Source organism: Acidiluteibacter sp. (genome assembly GCF_055129545.1).
Window position 1 is genome coordinate 133,237 of sequence record NZ_JBSRUB010000009.1, and the last position, 19,913, is coordinate 153,149.

The 19,913-nt window shown below is 35.8% G+C and carries 19 protein-coding genes; 7 read left to right on the forward strand and 12 right to left on the reverse strand.

The annotated features are described in order from the left end of the window. Nucleotides 1–218: 218 nt before the first annotated feature. Complete coding sequence (locus ACTB0X_RS04265) at nucleotides 219–1,730, forward strand: ArnT family glycosyltransferase (RefSeq protein ID WP_463023752.1); 1,512 nt, start codon at nucleotides 219–221, stop codon at nucleotides 1,728–1,730. Here ACTB0X_RS04265 and ACTB0X_RS04270 read toward each other — a convergent pair whose 3' ends face one another. The 8 genes from ACTB0X_RS04270 to ACTB0X_RS04305 form a co-directional block, all read right to left on the reverse strand. Beyond that, entirely contained in the window at nucleotides 1,731–3,605 is a 1,875-nt protein-coding gene (locus tag ACTB0X_RS04270; protein ID WP_463023753.1) for a hypothetical protein, read from the reverse strand. It lies immediately after the preceding gene. 30 nt (nucleotides 3,606–3,635) lie between these two features. Next, the gene (locus ACTB0X_RS04275; RefSeq protein WP_463023754.1) at nucleotides 3,636–4,289 is read right to left on the reverse strand and encodes a 3-oxoacid CoA-transferase subunit B; all 654 of its coding nucleotides are present in this window, start codon (nucleotides 4,287–4,289) and stop codon (nucleotides 3,636–3,638) included. Nucleotides 4,290–4,342: 53 nt separating this feature from the next. Next, nucleotides 4,343–4,696 carry a four helix bundle protein gene (locus ACTB0X_RS04280; protein WP_463023755.1) on the reverse strand — a complete coding sequence of 118 codons (354 nt, stop codon included), beginning with the start codon at nucleotides 4,694–4,696 and terminating at the stop codon, nucleotides 4,343–4,345. A gap of 120 nt (nucleotides 4,697–4,816) precedes the next feature. Beyond that, nucleotides 4,817–5,509 (reverse strand): CoA transferase subunit A, encoded by a 693-nt coding sequence (locus ACTB0X_RS04285; protein ID WP_463023756.1) that lies wholly within the window; start codon nucleotides 5,507–5,509, stop codon nucleotides 4,817–4,819. Next, nucleotides 5,509–7,956 carry a transglycosylase domain-containing protein gene (locus ACTB0X_RS04290; RefSeq protein WP_463023757.1) on the reverse strand — a complete coding sequence of 816 codons (2,448 nt, stop codon included), beginning with the start codon at nucleotides 7,954–7,956 and terminating at the stop codon, nucleotides 5,509–5,511. Before ACTB0X_RS04290 ends, ACTB0X_RS04285 begins: the two co-directional genes overlap by 1 nt. Before the next feature lie 13 nt (nucleotides 7,957–7,969). Then, nucleotides 7,970–8,443, reverse strand: coding sequence for a gliding motility lipoprotein GldH (locus ACTB0X_RS04295; RefSeq protein WP_463023758.1), 474 nt, complete (start codon nucleotides 8,441–8,443; stop codon nucleotides 7,970–7,972). Beyond that, nucleotides 8,444–9,790 (reverse strand): PSP1 domain-containing protein, encoded by a 1,347-nt coding sequence (locus tag ACTB0X_RS04300; protein WP_463023759.1) that lies wholly within the window; start codon nucleotides 9,788–9,790, stop codon nucleotides 8,444–8,446. A 58-nt stretch (nucleotides 9,791–9,848) separates the two neighbouring features. After that, nucleotides 9,849–10,997 carry a DNA polymerase III subunit gene (locus ACTB0X_RS04305; protein ID WP_463023760.1) on the reverse strand — a complete coding sequence of 383 codons (1,149 nt, stop codon included), beginning with the start codon at nucleotides 10,995–10,997 and terminating at the stop codon, nucleotides 9,849–9,851. Between the two features lie 135 nt (nucleotides 10,998–11,132). Here ACTB0X_RS04305 and ACTB0X_RS04310 point away from each other — a divergent pair, with 135 nt between their 5' ends. Further along, nucleotides 11,133–12,323, forward strand: coding sequence for a phosphoglycerate kinase (locus ACTB0X_RS04310; protein WP_463023761.1), 1,191 nt, complete (start codon nucleotides 11,133–11,135; stop codon nucleotides 12,321–12,323). On the opposite strand, the gene ACTB0X_RS04315 is transcribed toward ACTB0X_RS04310, so the two are convergent. Continuing rightward, nucleotides 12,304–12,840, reverse strand: a complete 537-nt coding sequence (locus ACTB0X_RS04315; RefSeq protein WP_463023762.1) for a CvpA family protein — start codon at nucleotides 12,838–12,840, stop codon at nucleotides 12,304–12,306. The two genes, ACTB0X_RS04310 and ACTB0X_RS04315, sit on opposite strands and share 20 nt — an antisense overlap. Before the next feature lie 42 nt (nucleotides 12,841–12,882). On the opposite strand from ACTB0X_RS04315, the gene ACTB0X_RS04320 reads away from it, so the two are divergent. Further along, the gene (locus ACTB0X_RS04320; RefSeq protein ID WP_463023763.1) at nucleotides 12,883–13,221 is read left to right on the forward strand and encodes a hypothetical protein; all 339 of its coding nucleotides are present in this window, start codon (nucleotides 12,883–12,885) and stop codon (nucleotides 13,219–13,221) included. On the opposite strand, the gene ACTB0X_RS04325 is transcribed toward ACTB0X_RS04320, so the two are convergent. Beyond that, nucleotides 13,210–13,593, reverse strand: a complete 384-nt coding sequence (locus ACTB0X_RS04325) for a hypothetical protein (RefSeq protein WP_463023764.1) — start codon at nucleotides 13,591–13,593, stop codon at nucleotides 13,210–13,212. The genes ACTB0X_RS04320 and ACTB0X_RS04325 overlap by 12 nt on opposite strands. A 44-nt stretch (nucleotides 13,594–13,637) precedes the next feature. Here ACTB0X_RS04325 and ACTB0X_RS04330 point away from each other — a divergent pair, with 44 nt between their 5' ends. From ACTB0X_RS04330 to ACTB0X_RS04345, 4 genes are read left to right on the forward strand one after another with little or no spacing between them, the layout of a single operon-like run. Beyond that, nucleotides 13,638–14,291 (forward strand): peptidylprolyl isomerase, encoded by a 654-nt coding sequence (locus ACTB0X_RS04330; RefSeq protein ID WP_463023765.1) that lies wholly within the window; start codon nucleotides 13,638–13,640, stop codon nucleotides 14,289–14,291. Between the two features lie 4 nt (nucleotides 14,292–14,295). Continuing rightward, a complete protein-coding gene (pheS, locus tag ACTB0X_RS04335; protein WP_463023766.1) occupies nucleotides 14,296–15,309 on the forward strand; it encodes a phenylalanine--tRNA ligase subunit alpha in 1,014 nt (337 codons plus the stop codon). A gap of 13 nt (nucleotides 15,310–15,322) precedes the next feature. Further along, nucleotides 15,323–15,874: an RNA polymerase sigma factor gene (locus ACTB0X_RS04340; RefSeq protein ID WP_463023767.1), complete on the forward strand. Its 552-nt coding sequence runs from the start codon at nucleotides 15,323–15,325 to the stop codon at nucleotides 15,872–15,874. 2 nt (nucleotides 15,875–15,876) lie between these two features. Then, nucleotides 15,877–16,713, forward strand: a complete 837-nt coding sequence (locus tag ACTB0X_RS04345; RefSeq protein WP_463023768.1) for an anti-sigma factor — start codon at nucleotides 15,877–15,879, stop codon at nucleotides 16,711–16,713. Nucleotides 16,714–16,784: 71 nt separating this feature from the next. On the opposite strand, the gene ACTB0X_RS04350 is transcribed toward ACTB0X_RS04345, so the two are convergent. Next, nucleotides 16,785–17,834: a M42 family metallopeptidase gene (locus ACTB0X_RS04350; RefSeq protein WP_463023769.1), complete on the reverse strand. Its 1,050-nt coding sequence runs from the start codon at nucleotides 17,832–17,834 to the stop codon at nucleotides 16,785–16,787. A gap of 43 nt (nucleotides 17,835–17,877) precedes the next feature. Then, nucleotides 17,878–19,833, reverse strand: coding sequence for a PP2C family protein-serine/threonine phosphatase (locus ACTB0X_RS04355; RefSeq protein WP_463023770.1), 1,956 nt, complete (start codon nucleotides 19,831–19,833; stop codon nucleotides 17,878–17,880). Nucleotides 19,834–19,913: the final 80 nt, after the last annotated feature.

Here is a 19,913-nt window from a genome sequence, read left to right on the forward strand (position 1 = left end):
ATTTCAAAGTATTATGAACAAAGATTTTCATTAATTCGGTTGGCTAAGATAATCAAACATTCTGTTTGAAATAAATTATCGGAAGAAGTATGTTTTGATAAGAATAACAACGTGTAAAGCGCGATCATTTCGATATATTTGGGTGATTAAAAAGTTAGTAATGTTATAGTGATGTTTTCAAGAAATCATCAGTATCTGAATGAATTAAATTAAAATGAATGCATTTTAGGAAAAGGTTACCGGATTTACTATTTGTATTATTTCTACTTGTCGCCTCTTTTTTTTACGGGTATTTTACTGTTATCGACCAACCGCCGAAAGGAATTCATGTTTGGAGACAAGCTGATGGTGCATCTATGGCTTATAATTATTACGTGGATGGAAATTCATTGTTGGAGCCTCAGATGAGCAATCAACAAGGAAATCTTGGAAAAGCAGCTGGAGAATTTCCTGTCATGTACTATTTGGTTGCTGGTGGCTATCATATTTTTGGGTTCGATTATTCAGTTTACCGTATCATTTGGTTGCTAACGACTTATATCGGGTTGTTTTTTCTATATAAACTTTCTTCTAAGCTATTGAAGAATAGTTATTACGGTGCATATGTCGCTGCATTTCTTTTTACTTCTCCGGTGTATGTTGTTTATGGGATTAGTTTTATTCCTGATTCCATTGCACTCTCCATTTCATTAATTGGCCTTTACTATATTTATCAATATTCTCAACAGAAGTCTACACTAAATTTAGGGTTATCGATACTTTTTGTGGCCTTAGGTGCTCTGCTTAAAATAACTAACATTATTCCAACCTTAGCAGTTTTGGGTACTATAGGATTATCAGATTTAGTCTCCTATATTCGAAAAGAGAAACATTATCTATTGCACGTAAAAGGCATAGTGGGATTCCTTGTTTTGTTCGTTATTATATTGTCTTGGTATAAATATGCTGATTGGTATAACCAAGTGAACGAAACCAAATATTTCTTTTTAAGAACAGCACCAATTTGGAACGCCTCAGCCGAACTAATAGAAGAAGTAAAACAAGCGATAATGGTGTGGAAAAATACCTACTTGTTTCAGTCAGGTCGCCATTTTATAATTGTACTGATGGTGTTGGTCTTAATACCTGCTTTTAATAAACGACTTTCATCATTCTACATTGGTTTTTATATGATTTCATTAGTTGGATTTTTGAGCTTCTTTCTTTTATTCTTTTCACAGTTCATGTATCATGATTATTATGCAATTGCATTAATGATTATCATCCCATTGACTATATTGATGTTTATCAAAAAGTACAGTTGGCTGATTGAAAAAAGTAAAGTAGCTACAATTCTAATCTCTGGTACTTTTCTAGTTTTTTTATTGCTGAGTGTGATTCATACCTCAAGGAATGTCAACTCTCGATTTAATCCAGACACAAAGTGGTTAGATAATTTACATGAGTTGAAAGGTCATTTGGAGGAATATGGCATAGCCGAGAATGACTTTATAGTAGCTCCAGATGATGCAAGTCCTAATGTGGTGTTAGATGCGTTAAAAAGAAAAGGGTGGTCTGCCAATAATTTTGCTTTTCAGAAAGAAGTTTTAGAAGCTAAAATTTTGCAAGGCGCAAAATACATGGTAATCACAGACACTAATTTCTATCAAAATCCATTAATTGATCCATATAGAAATAATCTAGTAGTAGATTATAAAGGAATTAGGATCTATGGTTTAGAGCCAAAATAGCTACCACTTTCGCTCATATACATCCACTTTGAAGTTGTCGATGTTGATTGCCTTATCACCATCAAGATAAACGTATATTTTGAATACATCGTTTGTCATTGACAATGGGTAAGGAGTTAAATAGTCCACGGAAACGGTGTTCCATTCACCAGTTTTGTGTTCAAAGTCGCGAAGGTTCCATGCACGTCTTTTCTCCACATATTGGCCATCGTTGTGGTCCATTTCTACAATTAAAAAAGCAGAACTTTCTGCGATATCATGAGCTATAAAATAATCAAAACTGACCGTCATGTAGGCGTGCTCTTTTTCTGTTAAATGATAGTAAGGTATTTTGTAAGTTGGACCATAAATCGCTTCAGGAGTAATTTTAAAGCTATTCTCTCCACTTACTGAAATAGAGGTATCAATAAACTCTCGATTAAAATCAATGAAATTTACATCGTCAAAATTTAGAAAGGCTGCAGTCCGTTTATTGTAGTCTCCTTTATTGTCGAAAACATCAACCGGTGCAAAATCTCTGATAATCTCACGATATTTTAGATCTTCTTTGTTTGTTTCTGTCTTTAAAAAGATTTTCCAGTAATATTCTTTAGTCATGGAATAACCATCAAAAAGGAAGTTATTGAACTGCCATGTTTGGAATAGATTTAGGAAAATAAAGAAGGAAGCGATCGCAATGAAAATATACTTCAGAAATCGTTTTTGTAAAATTGCTTGTGTAAAGTATCCAAAAGGAATTGCTAGGATCGCGTATGACTCCACAAAGTATCGAGAACCAAAACTTCCTCCTTGCCACCAAGTTCCCCAGCTTGAAATCACATAAATGTTAATTAGGGCAAAAGTGATTACAGCAAGACTAATTTTCTTGTTTTGCTTCACCATAGAATACATTCCTAAAAGTGCAAATGCAATTATTGGAGTATAAAGCAACCAGCCTTTTTTGTAGCTGAAAAATACTTTTTGGAAATGAGGTTGCAGCCAATCAAAACCAGGAGTTACCTTGTAAGTATTGAAAATAAAATCACCTGTAATTAGCTTCCAATAAATGATTTGAACCATTGGAAAAATAAATAGACCAACCAAAAGGAAAAGGAGGTGCTTCCGGTTCTCCCAAACCAATTCTAGTTTTTTAATCAAAGACTCTTTGTCATAAATATTCCATAACAATGGGACAAAAACTACGAATATTCCACTACCTCTTGCGAGGATACATAAACCAGCAACCAATCCCAATAAGAATGCGGTTTTAGGTTGAGGATTGTTGTGCCATTTGATTGTCAATAATAATGCAGCAGCAAACCCAGCAAACATCATAGCATGTGGGCCGACTTCATCAATCACAGCTTCGTGAAAGAATGTAGTTCCTAGAAGCATGCAAACCAATACCACACTTGTAATATTATCAGAGAAAAAATGAATCAAAGATTTTCGAATGGCAAAAACTCCACCTATGATGTAAACGAGTACTCCATTCGCAATTGAAAATTGGTATGGATATGAAAAACCATCTGCTGGATAAGAGGAAAACAATGCCCAAATGTGTCCAATTAAAAAGAAAGGAAAGTATAAAATAGCGTATCCAAGAGTGTACATCGGCGACCAATTTCCATTGCCTATTGGATAAGCTTGATAAAAAGTTCCCGATGGCTGATAAGTATCAAAAATATATTTGACAATGGATTGATCTGTCATTCCCGGGTCACCGTGAATAAATGTAAAAGGGAGGTATAGATAATAAGCCAACACATCCCATCCCAATACATTATGAAAGTTCTGGTAATTATATTTTCGAAAGATATAATGTACAATTACAATAATTATTGAGATAAATATTGCAATTGATTTTGAACTGGTAAAGTTGATTTTGCTTTTCATGTTGATCGGGAGTAGCGGATTTCCTCTTGATTAAATATTCATCTCAGGGATCTCTCCTTCAACAATTAATGTTCCTTCTGTTAATGAAATAATTTCTTCAACAGTAACTCCCGGAGCTCTTTCTTTTAGTTCAAAACCTCTTTCTGTCACATCGATAACCGCTAGGTTACTTACTATTTTTTTAACGCAACCAACACCAGTTAATGGCAAGCTACATTTTTTCAATAGTTTGGATTCTCCTGCTTTATTAGCGTGCATCATGGCAACTATAATGTTATCAGCAGAAGCTACTAAATCCATGGCTCCACCCATTCCTTTTACCATCTTGCCCGGTATTTTCCAGTTGGCGATATCACCTGTTTCTGACACTTCCATCGCACCCAAAACAGTCAATTGAACCTTTCCACCACGAATCATAGCAAAACTCATCGCAGAGTCAAAAAACACAGACCCTGGAAGTGTAGTAATCGTTTGCTTTCCTGCATTGATAAAATCAGCATCTACATTTTCTTCGGTTGGAAACGGTCCCATTCCCAATAATCCATTTTCTGATTGGAGCGTCACATCAATTCCTTCAGGTATATAATTTGCAACCAATGTTGGTATACCAATTCCAAGATTTACGTAAAAACCATCTTGTAATTCTTGTGCAATTCGTTTTGCTATTCCGTTTTTATCTAACATATTTTTAATTTATCAATTGACTAATTTACCAATGTAACAATTCTCAAATGTTACTATATCTTAGTTGCTTTTTTTGAGCTCGATAATATTTTATAAATTATTAAACCAATCTCATTTATTTGGATTTCTAAATTTTCTTCAAAAGGATAACTTTCTGATTTTTTACAGAGAGTCAGCCAATACTTAGTTTCTTCTACTTCTTTTGCCGCAAGTTTTACTTTGTGTATAAAGTCCGCCTTACTTTCACTATTCTGTGCTTCATGCATATTTGCACCTATTGAGGTACCAGACTTTAAAATTTGCCTTGCGATAATATATTTTTTCTTTTCTTCAAGTAATTCAGCATAAGAGATAATGGCTAAAGCAAAACTTATCGTTTTTGTGACTATAATATTCTTTTTTTGCATATTATTCCTCTACTGATTACTCCATTAATTTATTAAAGGTAAATCAAAGTAATTCTTCATTGTTATATTGTTTCATTGTCCAATTATTACATTGAACTACTAGCCAATAATCAATTCTGTTTATTGACTAATAGTTCGTTGTTCAATTCTTTTCTCGTAATTCTTTCCTTCGAAAATACGATGTACAAAAATTCCAGGTGTATGAATTTCATTCGGGTGTAATTCTCCAGGTTCCACTAAATGTTCTACTTCAGCAATTGTAATTTTACCTGCAGTTGCCATCACTGGATTGAAGTTTCTTGCAGTTCCTTTAAAAACTAAATTTCCTTTAGTATCCCCTTTCCAAGCTTTAACAATGGCAAAGTCGGCTACTAGGCTTTCTTCTAGAATATACATTTTACCGTCATACTCTCTCGTTTCTTTTCCTTCGGCTACTTCTGTACCGTAACCAGCAGGAGTAAAAAATGCAGGAATGCCTGCGCCACCGGCTCTACATTTTTCAGCCAACGTTCCTTGAGGTGTTAATTCCACTTCCAACTCTCCACTTAACATTTGACGTTCAAACTCATCGTTTTCACCCACGTAAGAAGAAATCATTTTCTTGATTTGTTTATTCTTCAATAAGAATCCCAAGCCAAAATCATCTACCCCTGCATTATTTGAAATACAAGTTAAATCAGTGATTTTACTTTTAGATAAAGCTTCAATACATTTCTCAGGAATTCCACAAAGTCCGAAACCACCCAACATAAGAGTCATTCCGCTTTCAATTCCTTTTATTGCTTCTTCAGCATTTGCAACTACTTTTTTCATTATCCTCCAAAATTAGGTTCTTCGTTGTCGTTAAAATTATTTCCGTCTTCTGCTTTGTTACAATCCAGCTCTATTTTTAGTGGTCGGTCAGGTTTCTCAAAAGCCACATTTTTAACTTTCAATGTAGAGTCTGAAATTACTTTTTTCATGTAATATCCCCAAATAGGTAAGGCAGAATTTGCCCCTTGGCCATCTCCAGTTCTCGAAAATCTAACACTTCTATCATCTGCACCTACCCAAACTCCAGTTACTAGATTAGGCATCATTCCAATAAACCAACCGTCAGAGTTATTTTGTGTCGTACCGGTTTTACCCGCAATTGGACCTGTAAAGCCACCATATTCATGACTTTGGAATCGCAATCGAATTCCAGTTCCTGCCGTTTTCTTGCCTTTTGCCTTATTGTAGTTATATGAAGTAACGCCTTCCATCAAATTCACCATTGTATATGCGGTTTCTTCACTAATGACTTCTTTTGTTTCAGGGATAAACTCTTTGATCACATTGCCATCTTTATCTTCAATTCGAGTAATATAGATTGGTTCGGTATAGATTCCTTTGTTCACAAATGTTCCAAATGCACCAACCATTTCATATACCGAAAGATCAGCAACTCCCAATACCAAAGAAGGTGCTACAGGTAGATCACTTTTAATACCTAAATTTCTAGCCATTTTTACTACTCGATCAGGGCCAAATTTCTTCATTAAAAAAGAAGAAACGGTATTCATTGAGTTAGCCAAACCGTATTTCAAGGTTACATTATAACCCACATCTTTCGGGTCACTATTGCTTGGTGACCAGTCTTTTAATAATCCAAATTCACCCTTCTTAAATACCACCGGCACATTGGGCACTTCATAACATGGAGAATACCCCTCATCAATTGCTACAGCAAACATAAATGGCTTAAAGGTAGAGCCCACTTGTCGTTTACTCTGAGCAACGTGATCGTAAGCAAAGTACTTGCTATTGATTCCACCCACCCAAGCTTTAATGTATCCTGTATTCGGGTCCATTGACATCAAACCACTTTGCAAGAAGCTTTTGTAATAACGAATACTATCCATTGGTGATAATGTCGTGTCAATTTCTCCTTTCCATGAAAAAACAGTCATTGGAACAGGGGTATTGAAAATAATATCAATTGAATCTTTAGGAGTTACCCGTCTTTTATGATGGCAATCATCGGCTTGACATTCAAAATAATGAACTCCATTTTCTTTGATTTCTTCTACGTACTTTCCACGTCTACCGCAGTTTGCACATTGCACCCCAACCATCACATTGTAGCGATCTGTTCGTCGCATAGCCGAATGCATGATTTGATCCACTTCTTCATCCGAAACTCTCCAATCGAATGGATTTTTCTTCTTGCGCTGCAAATCTTTAAAGAAGTCAGCTTGTAATTTCTCTCCCAAATATTTGGTCATCGCCCATTCAGCGTATGACTGCATCTCATAATTAATGGTAGTGTAAATTTTTAAACCATCTTTATAGATGTCATATCCTTTGCCATTTGCTTTTCGATATTTCAATTCACCAGTAGTAGAATCGATTTCTGAGAAAATATTTTTCAAATCAGCGCGTAGAATTTCTCTAAAGTATGGAGCAATACCTTCTTTGTGATCAACTCGTTGAAAGTTAATTTCTATCGGTTTCAGTTTTAATGTATCAAAGGCAACTTTATCGATAGCTCCGTTTCTAATCATCTGAGTTAATACTACATTTCTTCGATGTAGCGTTGTATCATAAAACCGTAAAGGATTAAATAACGCCGGATTTTTTAACATTCCTACCAATGTGGCAGATTCATTGATATTTAATTCTTGAGGTGTTTTATTGAAATATACGGTTGCAGCCGATTTGATCCCAACTGCATTGTTCACAAAGTCGAATGTATTGAAGTACATGGCAATAATTTCTTCTTTAGTGTATTGTCTTTCCAATCTAACCGCAATCACCCATTCCTTGAATTTCCGCATTACCAATTGAAACTTGGTCAGGTCTTTTCTAGGAAATAAGTTTTTCGCCAATTGCTGGGATACTGTACTTCCTCCTCCAGTGCTACCAGTTTGACCGGTAACCAATCCGATAAATACTCGACCTAATGAGCGAAAATCAATTCCTGAATGATCTCTATATCTCTCATCTTCAGTTGCGATTAATGCCGCAGGAAGGTATTCTGATAACTCTTCATAATGCACATTGGTTCTGTTCTGATAGAAATACTTACCCAATACTTTACCATCAGACGTAAATACTTCTGACGCTAGATTACTTTTAGGATTTTCAAGCTCTTCAAAACTTGGTAATTCACCAAACCACTCATGAGCTGTACCATATATAAGTAAGGTAAATAAACCCATAGGAATCAATACGGCACACCAAAATAGGATGATCCAAAACAGGATTCCTTTGTTCTTTTTATTTTCTTTTTCCTTCACTTTCGTTTGAAATTTATTGGGCTACTTTTTCTACTCGAATTCCGATGTCCGTAATGTATTTTAATTCTCTATCTCTCATGGCTTGCTCAAGTTCAAAGAAATACTTTCCTGATTTTGGAAATATAACAGATTGTTTGTAGGGGAATTGATGTTCCCATAAATCTCCAATGCCTTTCCCGTACCAATTCCCTTTTGGATCCGCCAAAATAAACTCTGCAGTATCTCTCGCAAACTGTCCTGACGGGTTTTTTATTTGAGTAAAAAGATACAAATTTCTGTACGGATACTGTCCTGAATTTCGGACGTTAACGTATAAGTTGTAGTACGATGATGTATCTGTTATCTCCACTTCAAAGCGCGCCACTTGGGTTCTATCCCAATTCGCATCTTCCAAAGCTAAATTTTTCTCAAATACTCTATTTTCATCACAAGACGTCAATGAGAGCAATGCCAATGGAACGATCAAGAAAATTAAAAAATGTTTCATTTACTCGTTGTTTGGTCTCGGTTTACGTCGAAAAGGCTTCTTTTTCTTCGGCTGACCTTCGGTATTTTGTGCGGCATTAGTAAGATTTGCTGCTGGTTTACTGTTTGGTTGCGCATTGCCTTGTGGATTTGTATTCCCTTTTGGCTTATTACTTTTTGGACGGTTTGGTCTATTTTTCTGTGGCGTACCTGGAGCAGAAGCGTTGGCTTCTCCGGCTGGTCTCGGCTTCTTCTTTTTCTTCTTCTTGGCCTTTTTCTGTCTATCAAATCGGGTTAAGTCATCTTGACCTACCACGTTTGCATAATCAGGTTCAGCTATTTCAACTACAATACTCTCAAGGTCTATTAATTCTTTAGGAGAAGTTCCTTTTTCATTCATTGCCAATATTTCTTGAACTCTTTCCAATGACAATTCAATGAATTTTCCTGGCTCTTCGAAATAAGAATACCACATTTTATTGCCGAAAATGTCCATTTTCTGATAGAACGCATCGCCTTTTGTGGTTTTTAGTTTCTTCTTCGGGTCTGGAAAACCTTTCAGTTCATCCATGTAGGCATCCAGCTCAAAGTTTAAACAACATTTCAATTTTCCACATTGTCCGGCTAACTTCATTGGATTTAGCGAAAGTTGCTGGTATCGAGCTGCTGAAGTAGAAACCGATCTAAAATCGGTCAACCACGTTGAGCAACACAATTCTCTTCCACATGATCCAATTCCACCCAATCTTCCTGCTTCTTGACGCATTCCAATTTGACGCATTTCAATTCGAATCTTGAATGTTTCAGCCAATCGCTTGATTAATTCTCTAAAGTCAACTCGCTCTTCAGCAGTATAGTAAAATACGGCTTTAGATAAATCTCCTTGGTATTCAATGTCGCTTATTTTCATAGACAACCCGAGCTCAATAGCGATTCTTCTAGAAATTGGTTTTGCAGCTTCTTCTCGTTCTTGGCCTTCTTTCCACTTTTCAATATCTGTCTCTTTGGCTTTGCGATAGATCTTTTTGACTTCATCTGCTTTTCCAAAGTTCTTCTTCTTTTGCATTTGAACTCTAACCAATTCTCCAGCTAAAGACACCATTCCTATATCGTGGCCCGGCGAAGCTTCCACAGCTACTACGTCACCAACATATAAAGTTAAATTTTCGTGGTTTTTAAAAAATTCTTTTCTTCCGTTTTTAAATCGAACCTCAACCATGTCAAATGGTTGTTGGTTGTTGGGCAATTCCATATTTCCCAACCAGTTAAAAACGTTTAATTTATTACATCCGCCAGAACTACACGTTCCGTTATTTTTACATCCTCTAGGAGTTCCATCTCCACCAGTAGAACAACTTCCACATCCCATATCTCTTCTATATTTATATCTAGTGCCCTAATTCTAGGGTCGAATAATTATTACAATCTTACAAATTTACATTTTTGGTTCTTAATAGTTTGGTCACTCTTGTAGAAAGGTTGAAAAAGACCAATTTTGGATTGGCGTTACGTCCAATATGATAGTGAGCTTCATTGAATAACTCATTCAATTCTAAAATATTGCCTGTGTGAACGAACGGTGCAAATTTGTTTAAAAATGCCTTTTCTCCACTACTTAATCTCAACAAATCATCATCGGCATAATTGCTAATAATACTCTCCCTTAGCAGCCTTAATGCATAAGATAAAAAGTTTTTTTGCTGCTCTCTTCCTACAGATCTTGCCGAGATTTCTTCAACCCAATCTATTAAGGGCGGCAATTTACCTGCAAAACACATGCGCATCCAATTTTTAAATGTTTCAAAAAAGAATGTTTCTTTTCCTTCCATTTCAATCAATCGAAGTGCGGAATTGTAATCACCATCACTAAATGCGGCAACCTGCATGGCTTTTTCTTGGCTTACTTCACAATTTTCTTTGAGGTAATTGGCCAAAGGATCCAACTCAATTTGATTGAATTTGAGGTGTTGTGTTCTGGATAATATCGTTCTAATAATTTTTTCAGCATCATCCGAAACCAGAATGATTAAGGTGTTGTCTTGTGGCTCTTCAATAAATTTCAACAATCGATTGGAGGCTTCAGTGTTCATTTTTTCGGCATGCCACACAATCACTACTTTATATTTGGCCTCAAAACGTTTGTAAACAACAGATTTTAGAATTTCTGAACTTTCGTTCACTGAAATCATAGCCACCTTATTTTCTATTTCTATTTTAGAAATCCATTCATCGTACTCTAAATAGGGGTTTTGCAATACTGCTTCACGCCATTCCGTGATGTAATGTTTGCTTACCGGCTTTGCTGTTACTTTGGTGGAAGTAGCCACCGGATAAGCAAAAGTTAAGTCTGGATGCACCAATTTTTCATATTTAGCACACGAACTACAGACGCCACAACTATCATTTTCAGTAGGGTCAATGCAATTAATAAATTGTCCATAAGCTATCGCCATCGCAAAATTTCCAGATCCATCCCCACCTGTAAATAATTGAGCATGACTTATTCTGCCATCCTTTACAGTTTGGATAAGTCTAGCCTTAATGTCTTCTTGACCGATAATCTTCTTAAATCGCATAATTTGTTTTAATCTTCTTCAAAAATACTGATAGAAACGGGCAAATCTAAATTGAAAAAATAAAAACTAGTCACATTTATTTTTGAAAAGTTACTTTTGCGATTCAATTGACTGAACTCTAATTTTTATAACAGAATGAACACATTTAAGAATTACAATTTTGACGGAAAAAAAGTATTGGTAAGAGTTGATTTTAATGTTCCATTGGATGGAGATTTTAACATTACTGATTATACTCGAATAGATGCAGCAGTGCCAACTATCAAGCACATTGTTGAAGCAGGTGGTACGCCAATTTTGATGTCTCATTTAGGAAGACCAAAAGGTGAGTTTGAAGATAAATACAGTTTAAAACACATTGTAAAAGGGTTGTCTGATAAATTAGGGTTACCAGTTACTTTTGCAACTGATTGTATCGGAATAGAAGCACAAAAAGTGGTAGACACCGCAAATAAAGGGGATGTAGTGTTATTAGAGAATTTAAGATTTCACAAAGAAGAGACAAACGGTGACATTGACTTTTCTCGAGAATTGGCCAAACTAGGTGAAGTTTATGTCAATGATGCTTTTGGTACAGCTCATAGAGCACATGCTTCTACAGCCATTGTGGCTCAATTTTTTCCGAATGATAAAATGTTTGGTTTTGTAATCGAGCAAGAATTAGATGCGGTGAATAAAGTATTTTCTTCCAACAATCATCCGATCACTGCCATTATGGGTGGAGCGAAAGTTTCTGATAAAATTATGTTGATTGAAAAGCTGTTGGATCGAGTGGATAATTTAATCATCGGAGGCGGAATGGCTTATACTTTTTTCAAGGCTTTAGGTGGACAAGTAGGCGATTCATTAGTGGAATTGGATAAATTAAACTTGGCTCAAACGATTTTAAATTTAGCGGCAGAAAAGAAAGTGAATGTTCAATTGCCAATTGATTCAATTATTTCAAAAGCATTTTCAAATACAGCCGAGAGAGCCATTGCAGATAATATGGAAATTCGTGACGGTTTTATGGGGTTGGATATTGGGCCAAAAGCGATAGAAGATTTCAGTTCGATCATAAAGCGATCTAAAGTTATTATTTGGAATGGACCAATGGGAGTTTTCGAAATGTCAAACTTTGAAAAAGGAACCAAAGGAATTGCAGATGCAGTAGCGGAAGCCACAAAAAATGGCGCTTTTTCATTAATTGGCGGAGGAGATTCTGCAGCAGCCGTTAATAAATTTGGATACAACAATGAAGTGAGTTACATCTCAACAGGTGGTGGAGCTTTATTGGAATATTTAGAAGGAAAAACGTTGCCAGGAATTAAGGCAATACAAGACTAGAGTCAGATAAAAATTCAGGAAAAGCTTGATCTATTTCAAGGTTTTTAAGCATAGGAAGAATCTTTGGTGGAGCTGATATAATCGGTTCATAAACCAAAGATTCTTTTTTTATGTCTTGTGGGATAAATTGAAATGATTGATCAAATAAACTTCCTACATAAAGCAATGTGCTGATAATTAATCCAACTTTTAGAAAAGAAAATAAAGCTCCTGCTAGTCTGTTTACTAATCCAAGAGCGGCTAATTTGACGATGCGTTCTAGTGTTTTTGCTAAAAAATGGATGCCAATAACTACTGCCAAAAACGTCAATATAAATGAGATTAATGGAAGCGCTTTAGTTTGGATTTCAAAGTATTGAATCAATAAGTCGCTGGTGTAATCAGAAAACTTATAGGCCACCATAATGCCTATTACGAGAGAGACCAATGCGGCAATTTCTAGTATCAATCCTTTTCGAAAACCTTTATACAAAGCCCAAGCTAACGGAATGCAAATAACAATATCCAGATAATTCATAACGAAATGCTAAACTATTAATTAATTTCGCAAACTATGGAGATGGAGTTTGAAAAAAAGTGGAAAGAAGTAGTAAAAACGGTTGAAAATCGTTTTGGGGAAGGAGTTGACATGCAAAGTCTGTTGTTTTTGATTGGTGTACAAGAATTAGGTCATGGCCCCAAAAGGTTCACAAAAGATCAAAAGTTAGATGTGATTCACGTGGCAGTATGCACTTTATTGAGCAGATTCGACTATTATGAATACGAAGGAATAGACAAAGATGAGTGGCCACATTGGAAAGCCACTAATAAATTGCCATTTTTAAAATCTAGTCAACAGACTCAATTGATGAAGCAAGCGATTGTGGAATATTTTGAAGAAAATAAACTAGCGCGGTAAATAGATTGTTCTGCGTACAAAGTTGTCCTTACCTTTTTGACGTTTTTCTTCTATTTTGAAAGTTTCTTTTGCAAATCGAAGGGTGTCACCATTTTTATTCCTTACAAATGCAGCTACATCTAACACCACAGTGTTAGGAAATTTTTTTCTGTATTTCCCTGCTGCATCGGTAACACCGGAATCTAAAATTCCATAAGTGACAGACATTGGATCTAATTCATTGGCAAAAATGGCTACGTTAATTCCTTTCAATGGACCACCGAACTCATCTTCTACAGTCAATATTAACTCTGGTTCCACGTCCTTTTTACAACCTACAATTACTAGTGATAGAAGAAGGGCTCCGAATATATTTTTTATAACTTTGTTCATTGTTTTTTTCTGTAATATTATTCACAAATATAAAGATATCACAATTGTTTAAACGGATATTTCTACTTTTCGTCGTTTGTTGTTTTACAATCCTGACGGTTTCTGCACAGAATAAGGTGCTTATAGAGACTACCGCAGGCAATATTACTGTGAAGTTATACAACGAAACTCCAGGGCACAAGCAAAATTTTTTGAGTCTTGTGGCGCGTTCATATTATGACAGCACTATATTTCACAGAGTGATAAAGAATTTTATGATTCAGGGCGGTGATCCTGAATCTCGATCTGCCTCACCCAATAAAGTGTTTTCAGATGGTGGCCCTGGTTATACACAACCTGCAGAGATCAACGAAAAGTTTATCCACAAAAAAGGGGCATTAGCCGCTGCAAGACAACCAGATAATTTCAATTCAAGTAGACGAAGCAGTGGATCTCAATTTTTTATCGTTCAAGGAAGTAAATATCCTAGAATCTATTTAGAGAAAGCCAATAAAAATAAAAAAGTCCCATATACAGAAGAACAAAAAAAAGTATACGAAACCATTGGTGGAGCACCACATTTAGACGGCGCTTATACTATCTTTGGGGAAGTAATTGCTGGCTTAGATGTGGTGGATAAAATCGCAGCAATGGAGACCAATAGAAAAGATCGACCAAAGCAAGATGTAAGAATAATTCGAATGACCATTTTAAAATAAGAGAATGCTGAATAAAGTGAAAGAACTCCTTGCAGAAGTGGAGGCGTTCAATAGCAATGTTGCCAAAGAGGTAGAAGAGTTTAGGATAAAGGTTCTTGGGAGTAAGGGACAGGTAAAAGCATTGTTTGATGATTTTAAAAATGTACCTAACGATCAGAAAAAAGAGTTTGGGAAGGCTTTAAACGAATTGAAGCAGTTTGCACAAAACAAACTGGAAGAGTTAAAAAGCAATCAAACAAACGAAACTAAATCGGCGGATGTATCTGTTGATATGACTGCTCCTGCTTTAGAGAAAGATTTAGGAGCTAGACATCCGCTTTCTTTAATAAGAAGTGAAATAATTGAGATTTTCAAGAGAATTGGATTTAATGTAAGTGAAGGGCCAGAAATTGAAGACGATTGGCACAATTTCTCTGCATTAAATTTTCCTGAAGAGCATCCTGCTAGAGATATGCAGGATACTTTCTTTGTTGAAAAGAATCCAGATATTGCATTAAGAACACATACTTCTTCAGTACAAGTAAGGGTAATGGAAAATTCTAAACCTCCAATTCGAACAATTAGTCCGGGTAGAGTTTACAGAAACGAAGCTATTTCTGCTCGAGCACATTGCTTTTTTCATCAAGTGGAAGGATTATATATTGATAAAAATGTATCTTTCGCCGACCTAAAGCAAACCTTGCTGTATTTTGCAAAAGAGATGTTTGGAGAGGAAACGCAAATTCGATTGCGACCTTCTTATTTCCCATTTACAGAACCAAGTGCAGAAATGGATGTTTCATGCAGTATTTGTAAATCAAAAGGGTGTAATGTGTGCAAGTACACTGGATTTTTAGAAATATTAGGCTGTGGAATGGTGGATCCTAATGTGTTGGAAAATTGCGGAATAGACAGTAAAGTATATTCTGGATTTGCTTTTGGAATGGGAGTAGAACGAATAGCACAGTTGAAATTTAATGTAAATGACTTACGTTTGTATTCTGAGAATGATGCACGATTTTTAAGTCAGTTTAAATAGTAGTTTAGCATAAATGAATAAAGATACTAACCAGTTGCATGACGAAAGTCAACTTGTCGCCCTCTTGAAAAAGAAGGACAAGGCCGGTATTAGTACCCTTTATGATAATTACTCTCACGCCTTATTTGCAATCATCCATCAAGTAGTAGACAACCAAGAAATAGCTGAAGATGTTTTGCAAGAATGTTTCATAAAAGTATGGAGCAAGATAGACAGTTATGATTCTTCCAAAGGAAGATTGTATACTTGGATGTTGAACATTGCTAGGAATTTAGCAATAGATGTAACGCGATCAAAAGCATTTAAAAAAGGACAAAAAGTCCAAAGTATAGATAAAGACGTATATGGGGCAGCGGGTTCTGTAGATTCAATTAATGTGGATACTATAGGATTGTCAGCAATTGTTTCAGAACTGAAACCTGAATATCAGCGAATCATTAATTTGATTTATTTTAAAGGGTATACACAAAAAGAAGTTTCGGAAGAATTAGAAATCCCCTTGGGAACTGTCAAAACGAGAGTTAAGACTGCGCTTGAGAAATTAAGAACCGTTTTAAGTAATTAAAAGTGAAAAAAGAAGAATTCATATCATCAGGTCTACTAGAACTCTATGTTCTTGGGTCGTTATCAAACGAAGAGCTTTCGTTGGTAAATGATATGTTGACGCAATTCCCAGAACTGCAAACTGAGGTAGTGCGCATAGAAAATGATTTAATTCGTTTGGCTGAAAATCAAGCTCCAAAGCCATATGCCCAATTGAAGACCAGTATCTTCGATGCGATTGATGCATTAGAAGAGTCAGATAATAAGGTGAAAGAGGTTGATGTTGAGCCAAAAGTAATTTCAATGCCTTCACCTGAAAAAGAAAAATCATCGATGACAATGTTATTGATGGTCGCAGCATCATTTGCTTTGCTGATTGTAAGTGCATTTTTTAACTATTTGCAATACAACGACCTTCAATCTGCGAGACAAACCATTGCTTCCTTAAATCAAGAGAAGGAAGTATTGGCAAATGATTTAAGCACCTTCAAAACTTCGATTGAGTCTGCAGAGAATAAAATTGCAGTCTTGAGAGATACAGCGAATGTGACTATTCCGATGAAAGGATTGGATATTTCACCAAGCTCATTGGCATTGATTCATTGGAACAAGTATACCAACGAAACATTTATCGACATTGCTAGTTTGCCAGAAGCCCCAACTAATATGCAATACCAATTGTGGGCAATTGTAGACGGCGCACCGGTTGATTTAGGCGTATTTGATGTGCTGAATAGCACAGCAGCTATGCAAAAAATGAAAACTGTCGGAAATCCTCAAGCCTTTGCAGTGACGTTAGAAAAGTCGGGTGGAAGCCCAACACCTACAATGGAGAACATGTATGTGCTAGGAGCGGTATAAAAAAGAAATTTATAGAGTAAGAAAAGGGCGATTATTAAAATAATCGCCCTTTTTATTTATATCAATTGAGATTAAAATTTCCAGTCGTAACTGTCCAGCTCAATCAAGCAAACCTTAAGTAAATCGATACTTGCTCTAATGTCGTTTTTATCGGCCATTTCTATCACTTGATGAATATGCCTCGTCGGAATAGAGATAGCGCCTGAAATGGCTCCTCCTGCATTCATGCGCTGAATTCCTGAAGTGTCTGTTCCTCCTGCAGGCAAAATCTCTGGTTGCCATTTAATATTGTGTTTGTCGGCAGCTTCTTTCATAAACTTCACCATTCTGTAATCACAAATAGTAGACGAATCCATAATTTTTATTGCAGTTCCTTCACCTAGCTTTGTCACCATTTCTTCAGGTTTTGCACCGGGCACATCGTATGCAATAGTTGTATCCAATCCAAACCCAAAATCAGGTTGAATGTCGAGTGCTGAAACATTGGCTCCGCGAATCCCAACTTCTTCTTGTACCGTAAAAACGCCGTAGACGTCAAAAGGAACTTCTTTGTCTTTTAGTTCCCTCAATGCTTCAATCAAAATAAATACAGAAACCCGATTGTCAATGGATTTGCAGTTTACACAGTTTCCCAACTCCTTTAATTCACTGTATCGAGTGATAGGATCACCAATAGTAACAATCTTTTCTACTTCCTCTTTGGACATTCCTAAATCGATGAAATAGTCGGTTATTTTTGCGCCTTTCGTCCGCTCTTCAGGCGACATCACATGAATGGGTTTACTTCCCATTACGCCCATCACGTCTTCTTTTCCATGTATAATCACGCGCTGAGAAGTCAATGTTTTGGGGTCAAATCCACCCAGCGGATGAAAACGGACAAATCCTTTGTCATCTATATAGTTTACAATGAATCCAATCTCATCCATATGTGCGCCTATCATTACTTTTTTGCCTGATTTTCCTTTCTTGATGGCATATACATTTCCCATATTGTTGACTTTAACTTCATCAACTAAAGGTGTAATTTCTTTTATCACTAGTTCTCTAATGCGCTGCTCGAAACCCGGAGCGCCTGATATTTCACAGATTTGCTTTAATAATGCGGTATTTATTGACATACTTGAATTTTTAATTTAAAAAATGAAAGTACTCAAAATTGAGTTAAACTCGAATAGCAAACAGGGAGATATCGTCTACTTGCTCGTAGCCTTCCATCCATTTATGCATGGTATTTTCTAGTTCTACCTGTTGTTTAGAAAGATTCAATTCATAAGATGAGGTCAGTAGTTCTTTTAGCTGTTTCTTTTTAAACTTTTTACCCCTTATTCCTCCAAATTGATCCACATATCCATCAGAAAGTTGAAACACACAATCGCCTTTTTGCAATTGAATAGATTGATTGATAATCGCACCAAGTTCAATGTTTGATTCTGTACCGATTGAGAGTTTGCTTGGTTTTAATTCAGTGATGAAGACATTGTTCATCTGTTCAACTTTATTTAATCCTTCAGCCTCTTTTACTCGCTCTTCTTTACTGATGATGAAAACAGAATTGTTTGCTCCTGCATAATTCAACACACGTGTTTTCGGATTAAATACGCACAATGAAATGTCCATTCCGTCTTTTATTCCTTCTCCACTTTTGTCTATTCTGTAATGTTTTAAAGAATAGTACATCAGGTCATTGGCAATGGCTAGAATACTTGCTGGATCGTTTAAGTTTGACTTAATTGCCTCGTTTAATGAATTGATTGCTAGTATACTTATAAATGCGCCAGGAACACCATGTCCTGTGCAATCCACACTAGCAAATAGCAATTGATTACCTAATTTATTGACCCAAATAGAATCTCCACTCACAATGTCTTTGGGTTGAAAAATATAGGCATATTCCTTAAAAAGTTCATCAAAGTTTTCTCTAGATGGCATTAATGCTTGTTGAATTCTTCGGGCATACCTTAAACTATCAGTGATGTCCTTGTTTTTGGCTTCCAAAACTGCATGCTGTTGTACAATCTTATTCTTTTGTTCTTCAATCTTGGAATTTTTAATTAAAATTTCTGCAGTTTTTTCATCGACTTTTTCTTTGAATAAGTTAATGTAGTTGACAATTTCTTCTTCTAACTTTTTAACGTTTTGAACCAATTTGCTAATTTCATCTTTTTTGTTGGTTACTAGAATTGGACTTCGCATGGTGAAATTTGAATCGACGAAATAGGCAATCCCATTACTCAACGCTGAAATTCGTTTACTCACCCTTTTTGAAAGTAGGAAGGAACCGAAGACGCTTATTAAAACAAATATGAGTATAACTATTGAATAGATAATTCCTAGTTGATAGAGAATTGATTTCGATTTGCTTTCCAATTCACTTTCTGTCTTTTTGAGGTAAAAATTGACTGTTTCTGCTTGTTCGTTTATTTGTTTGGTTAATCCTGTATTTGTTTTTAAACCGATAGATTGCTCCAATTCGGCAAATTTGTTGAATGAAGAGGCATACTGAAAGAGCAATTCATTTTCTTTGTTTGATTGGCTGATTTCTTTAACTAAGGCATTAAAAGTGGATACATATTTAATGTCCTGTCTAATGATGAAGTCTTTCTCATGACGTCGAAGTTGAAGTACTTGTTTAAGCGGTATCGCTTTATTGTCTTCCATCTCATGCGCATAGTTTCTCATCTTGCCTTCAATCCCATAATTTTTGAAACCTCTAGTCTGTAGAAGACCTTTCAAGTGATTGAAGTAAAATATATATGATTCAAACTCATTAGTAATCTTTTCAAAATGGGGAGATAGTTCGAGATCAGTGATAGATGATTGATCAACCAAGGAATTCATCTCTTGCTTAAAATAGGAAGTGTACTCTACCGACTCGTTTAAGTAATGACTGTTCCCAGTAAAATAATAAATAGTATCTATTAAGTCTTGTCTGTAAAAATTCTCTTGAGCTAATCGGATGGATTGAAAACTAGATTTTAATTGATTGAAGTGATTGCTTACTTCTATAATTTGTGCTTTTTTGTCGAAGTAGGAGTAGGTGAGGATACTGGCCAACGCCGACAGCATTGAAAACAGGATAAAAATTACGAAAAGCTGTGTCCGAAGAGAGTTAAACATTTGAGTTGTTTCATTAGTGTAGTAGTACTGCAAAACTATGAACAGCAACTAGCTAATTGGCACGAATCAATTTTAACACA

Bases quoted from the DNA above. Each gene is read 5' to 3' on its own strand.
- ACTB0X_RS04265 (WP_463023752.1), top strand. From the start codon at position 219: ATGCATTTTAGGAAAAGGTTACCGGATTTACTATTTGTATTATTTCTA.
- ACTB0X_RS04320 (WP_463023763.1), top strand. From the start codon at position 12,883: ATGGAGTTTGAAAAAAAGTGGAAAGAAGTAGTAAAAACGGTTGAAAAT.
- ACTB0X_RS04275 (WP_463023754.1), bottom strand. From the start codon at position 4,289: ATGTTAGATAAAAACGGAATAGCAAAACGAATTGCACAAGAATTACAA.
- ACTB0X_RS04280 (WP_463023755.1), bottom strand. From the start codon at position 4,696: ATGCAAAAAAAGAATATTATAGTCACAAAAACGATAAGTTTTGCTTTA.
- ACTB0X_RS04285 (WP_463023756.1), bottom strand. From the start codon at position 5,509: ATGAAAAAAGTAGTTGCAAATGCTGAAGAAGCAATAAAAGGAATTGAA.
- pheS (WP_463023766.1), top strand. From the start codon at position 14,296: ATGCTGAATAAAGTGAAAGAACTCCTTGCAGAAGTGGAGGCGTTCAAT.
- ACTB0X_RS04325 (WP_463023764.1), bottom strand. From the start codon at position 13,593: ATGAACAAAGTTATAAAAAATATATTCGGAGCCCTTCTTCTATCACTA.
- ACTB0X_RS04305 (WP_463023760.1), bottom strand. From the start codon at position 10,997: ATGCGATTTAAGAAGATTATCGGTCAAGAAGACATTAAGGCTAGACTT.
- ACTB0X_RS04340 (WP_463023767.1), top strand. From the start codon at position 15,323: ATGAATAAAGATACTAACCAGTTGCATGACGAAAGTCAACTTGTCGCC.
- ACTB0X_RS04315 (WP_463023762.1), bottom strand. From the start codon at position 12,840: ATGAATTATCTGGATATTGTTATTTGCATTCCGTTAGCTTGGGCTTTG.
- ACTB0X_RS04310 (WP_463023761.1), top strand. From the start codon at position 11,133: ATGAACACATTTAAGAATTACAATTTTGACGGAAAAAAAGTATTGGTA.
- ACTB0X_RS04300 (WP_463023759.1), bottom strand. From the start codon at position 9,790: ATGGGATGTGGAAGTTGTTCTACTGGTGGAGATGGAACTCCTAGAGGA.
- ACTB0X_RS04350 (WP_463023769.1), bottom strand. From the start codon at position 17,834: ATGTCAATAAATACCGCATTATTAAAGCAAATCTGTGAAATATCAGGC.
- ACTB0X_RS04270 (WP_463023753.1), bottom strand. From the start codon at position 3,605: ATGAAAAGCAAAATCAACTTTACCAGTTCAAAATCAATTGCAATATTT.
- ACTB0X_RS04295 (WP_463023758.1), bottom strand. From the start codon at position 8,443: ATGAAACATTTTTTAATTTTCTTGATCGTTCCATTGGCATTGCTCTCA.
- ACTB0X_RS04355 (WP_463023770.1), bottom strand. From the start codon at position 19,833: ATGTTTAACTCTCTTCGGACACAGCTTTTCGTAATTTTTATCCTGTTT.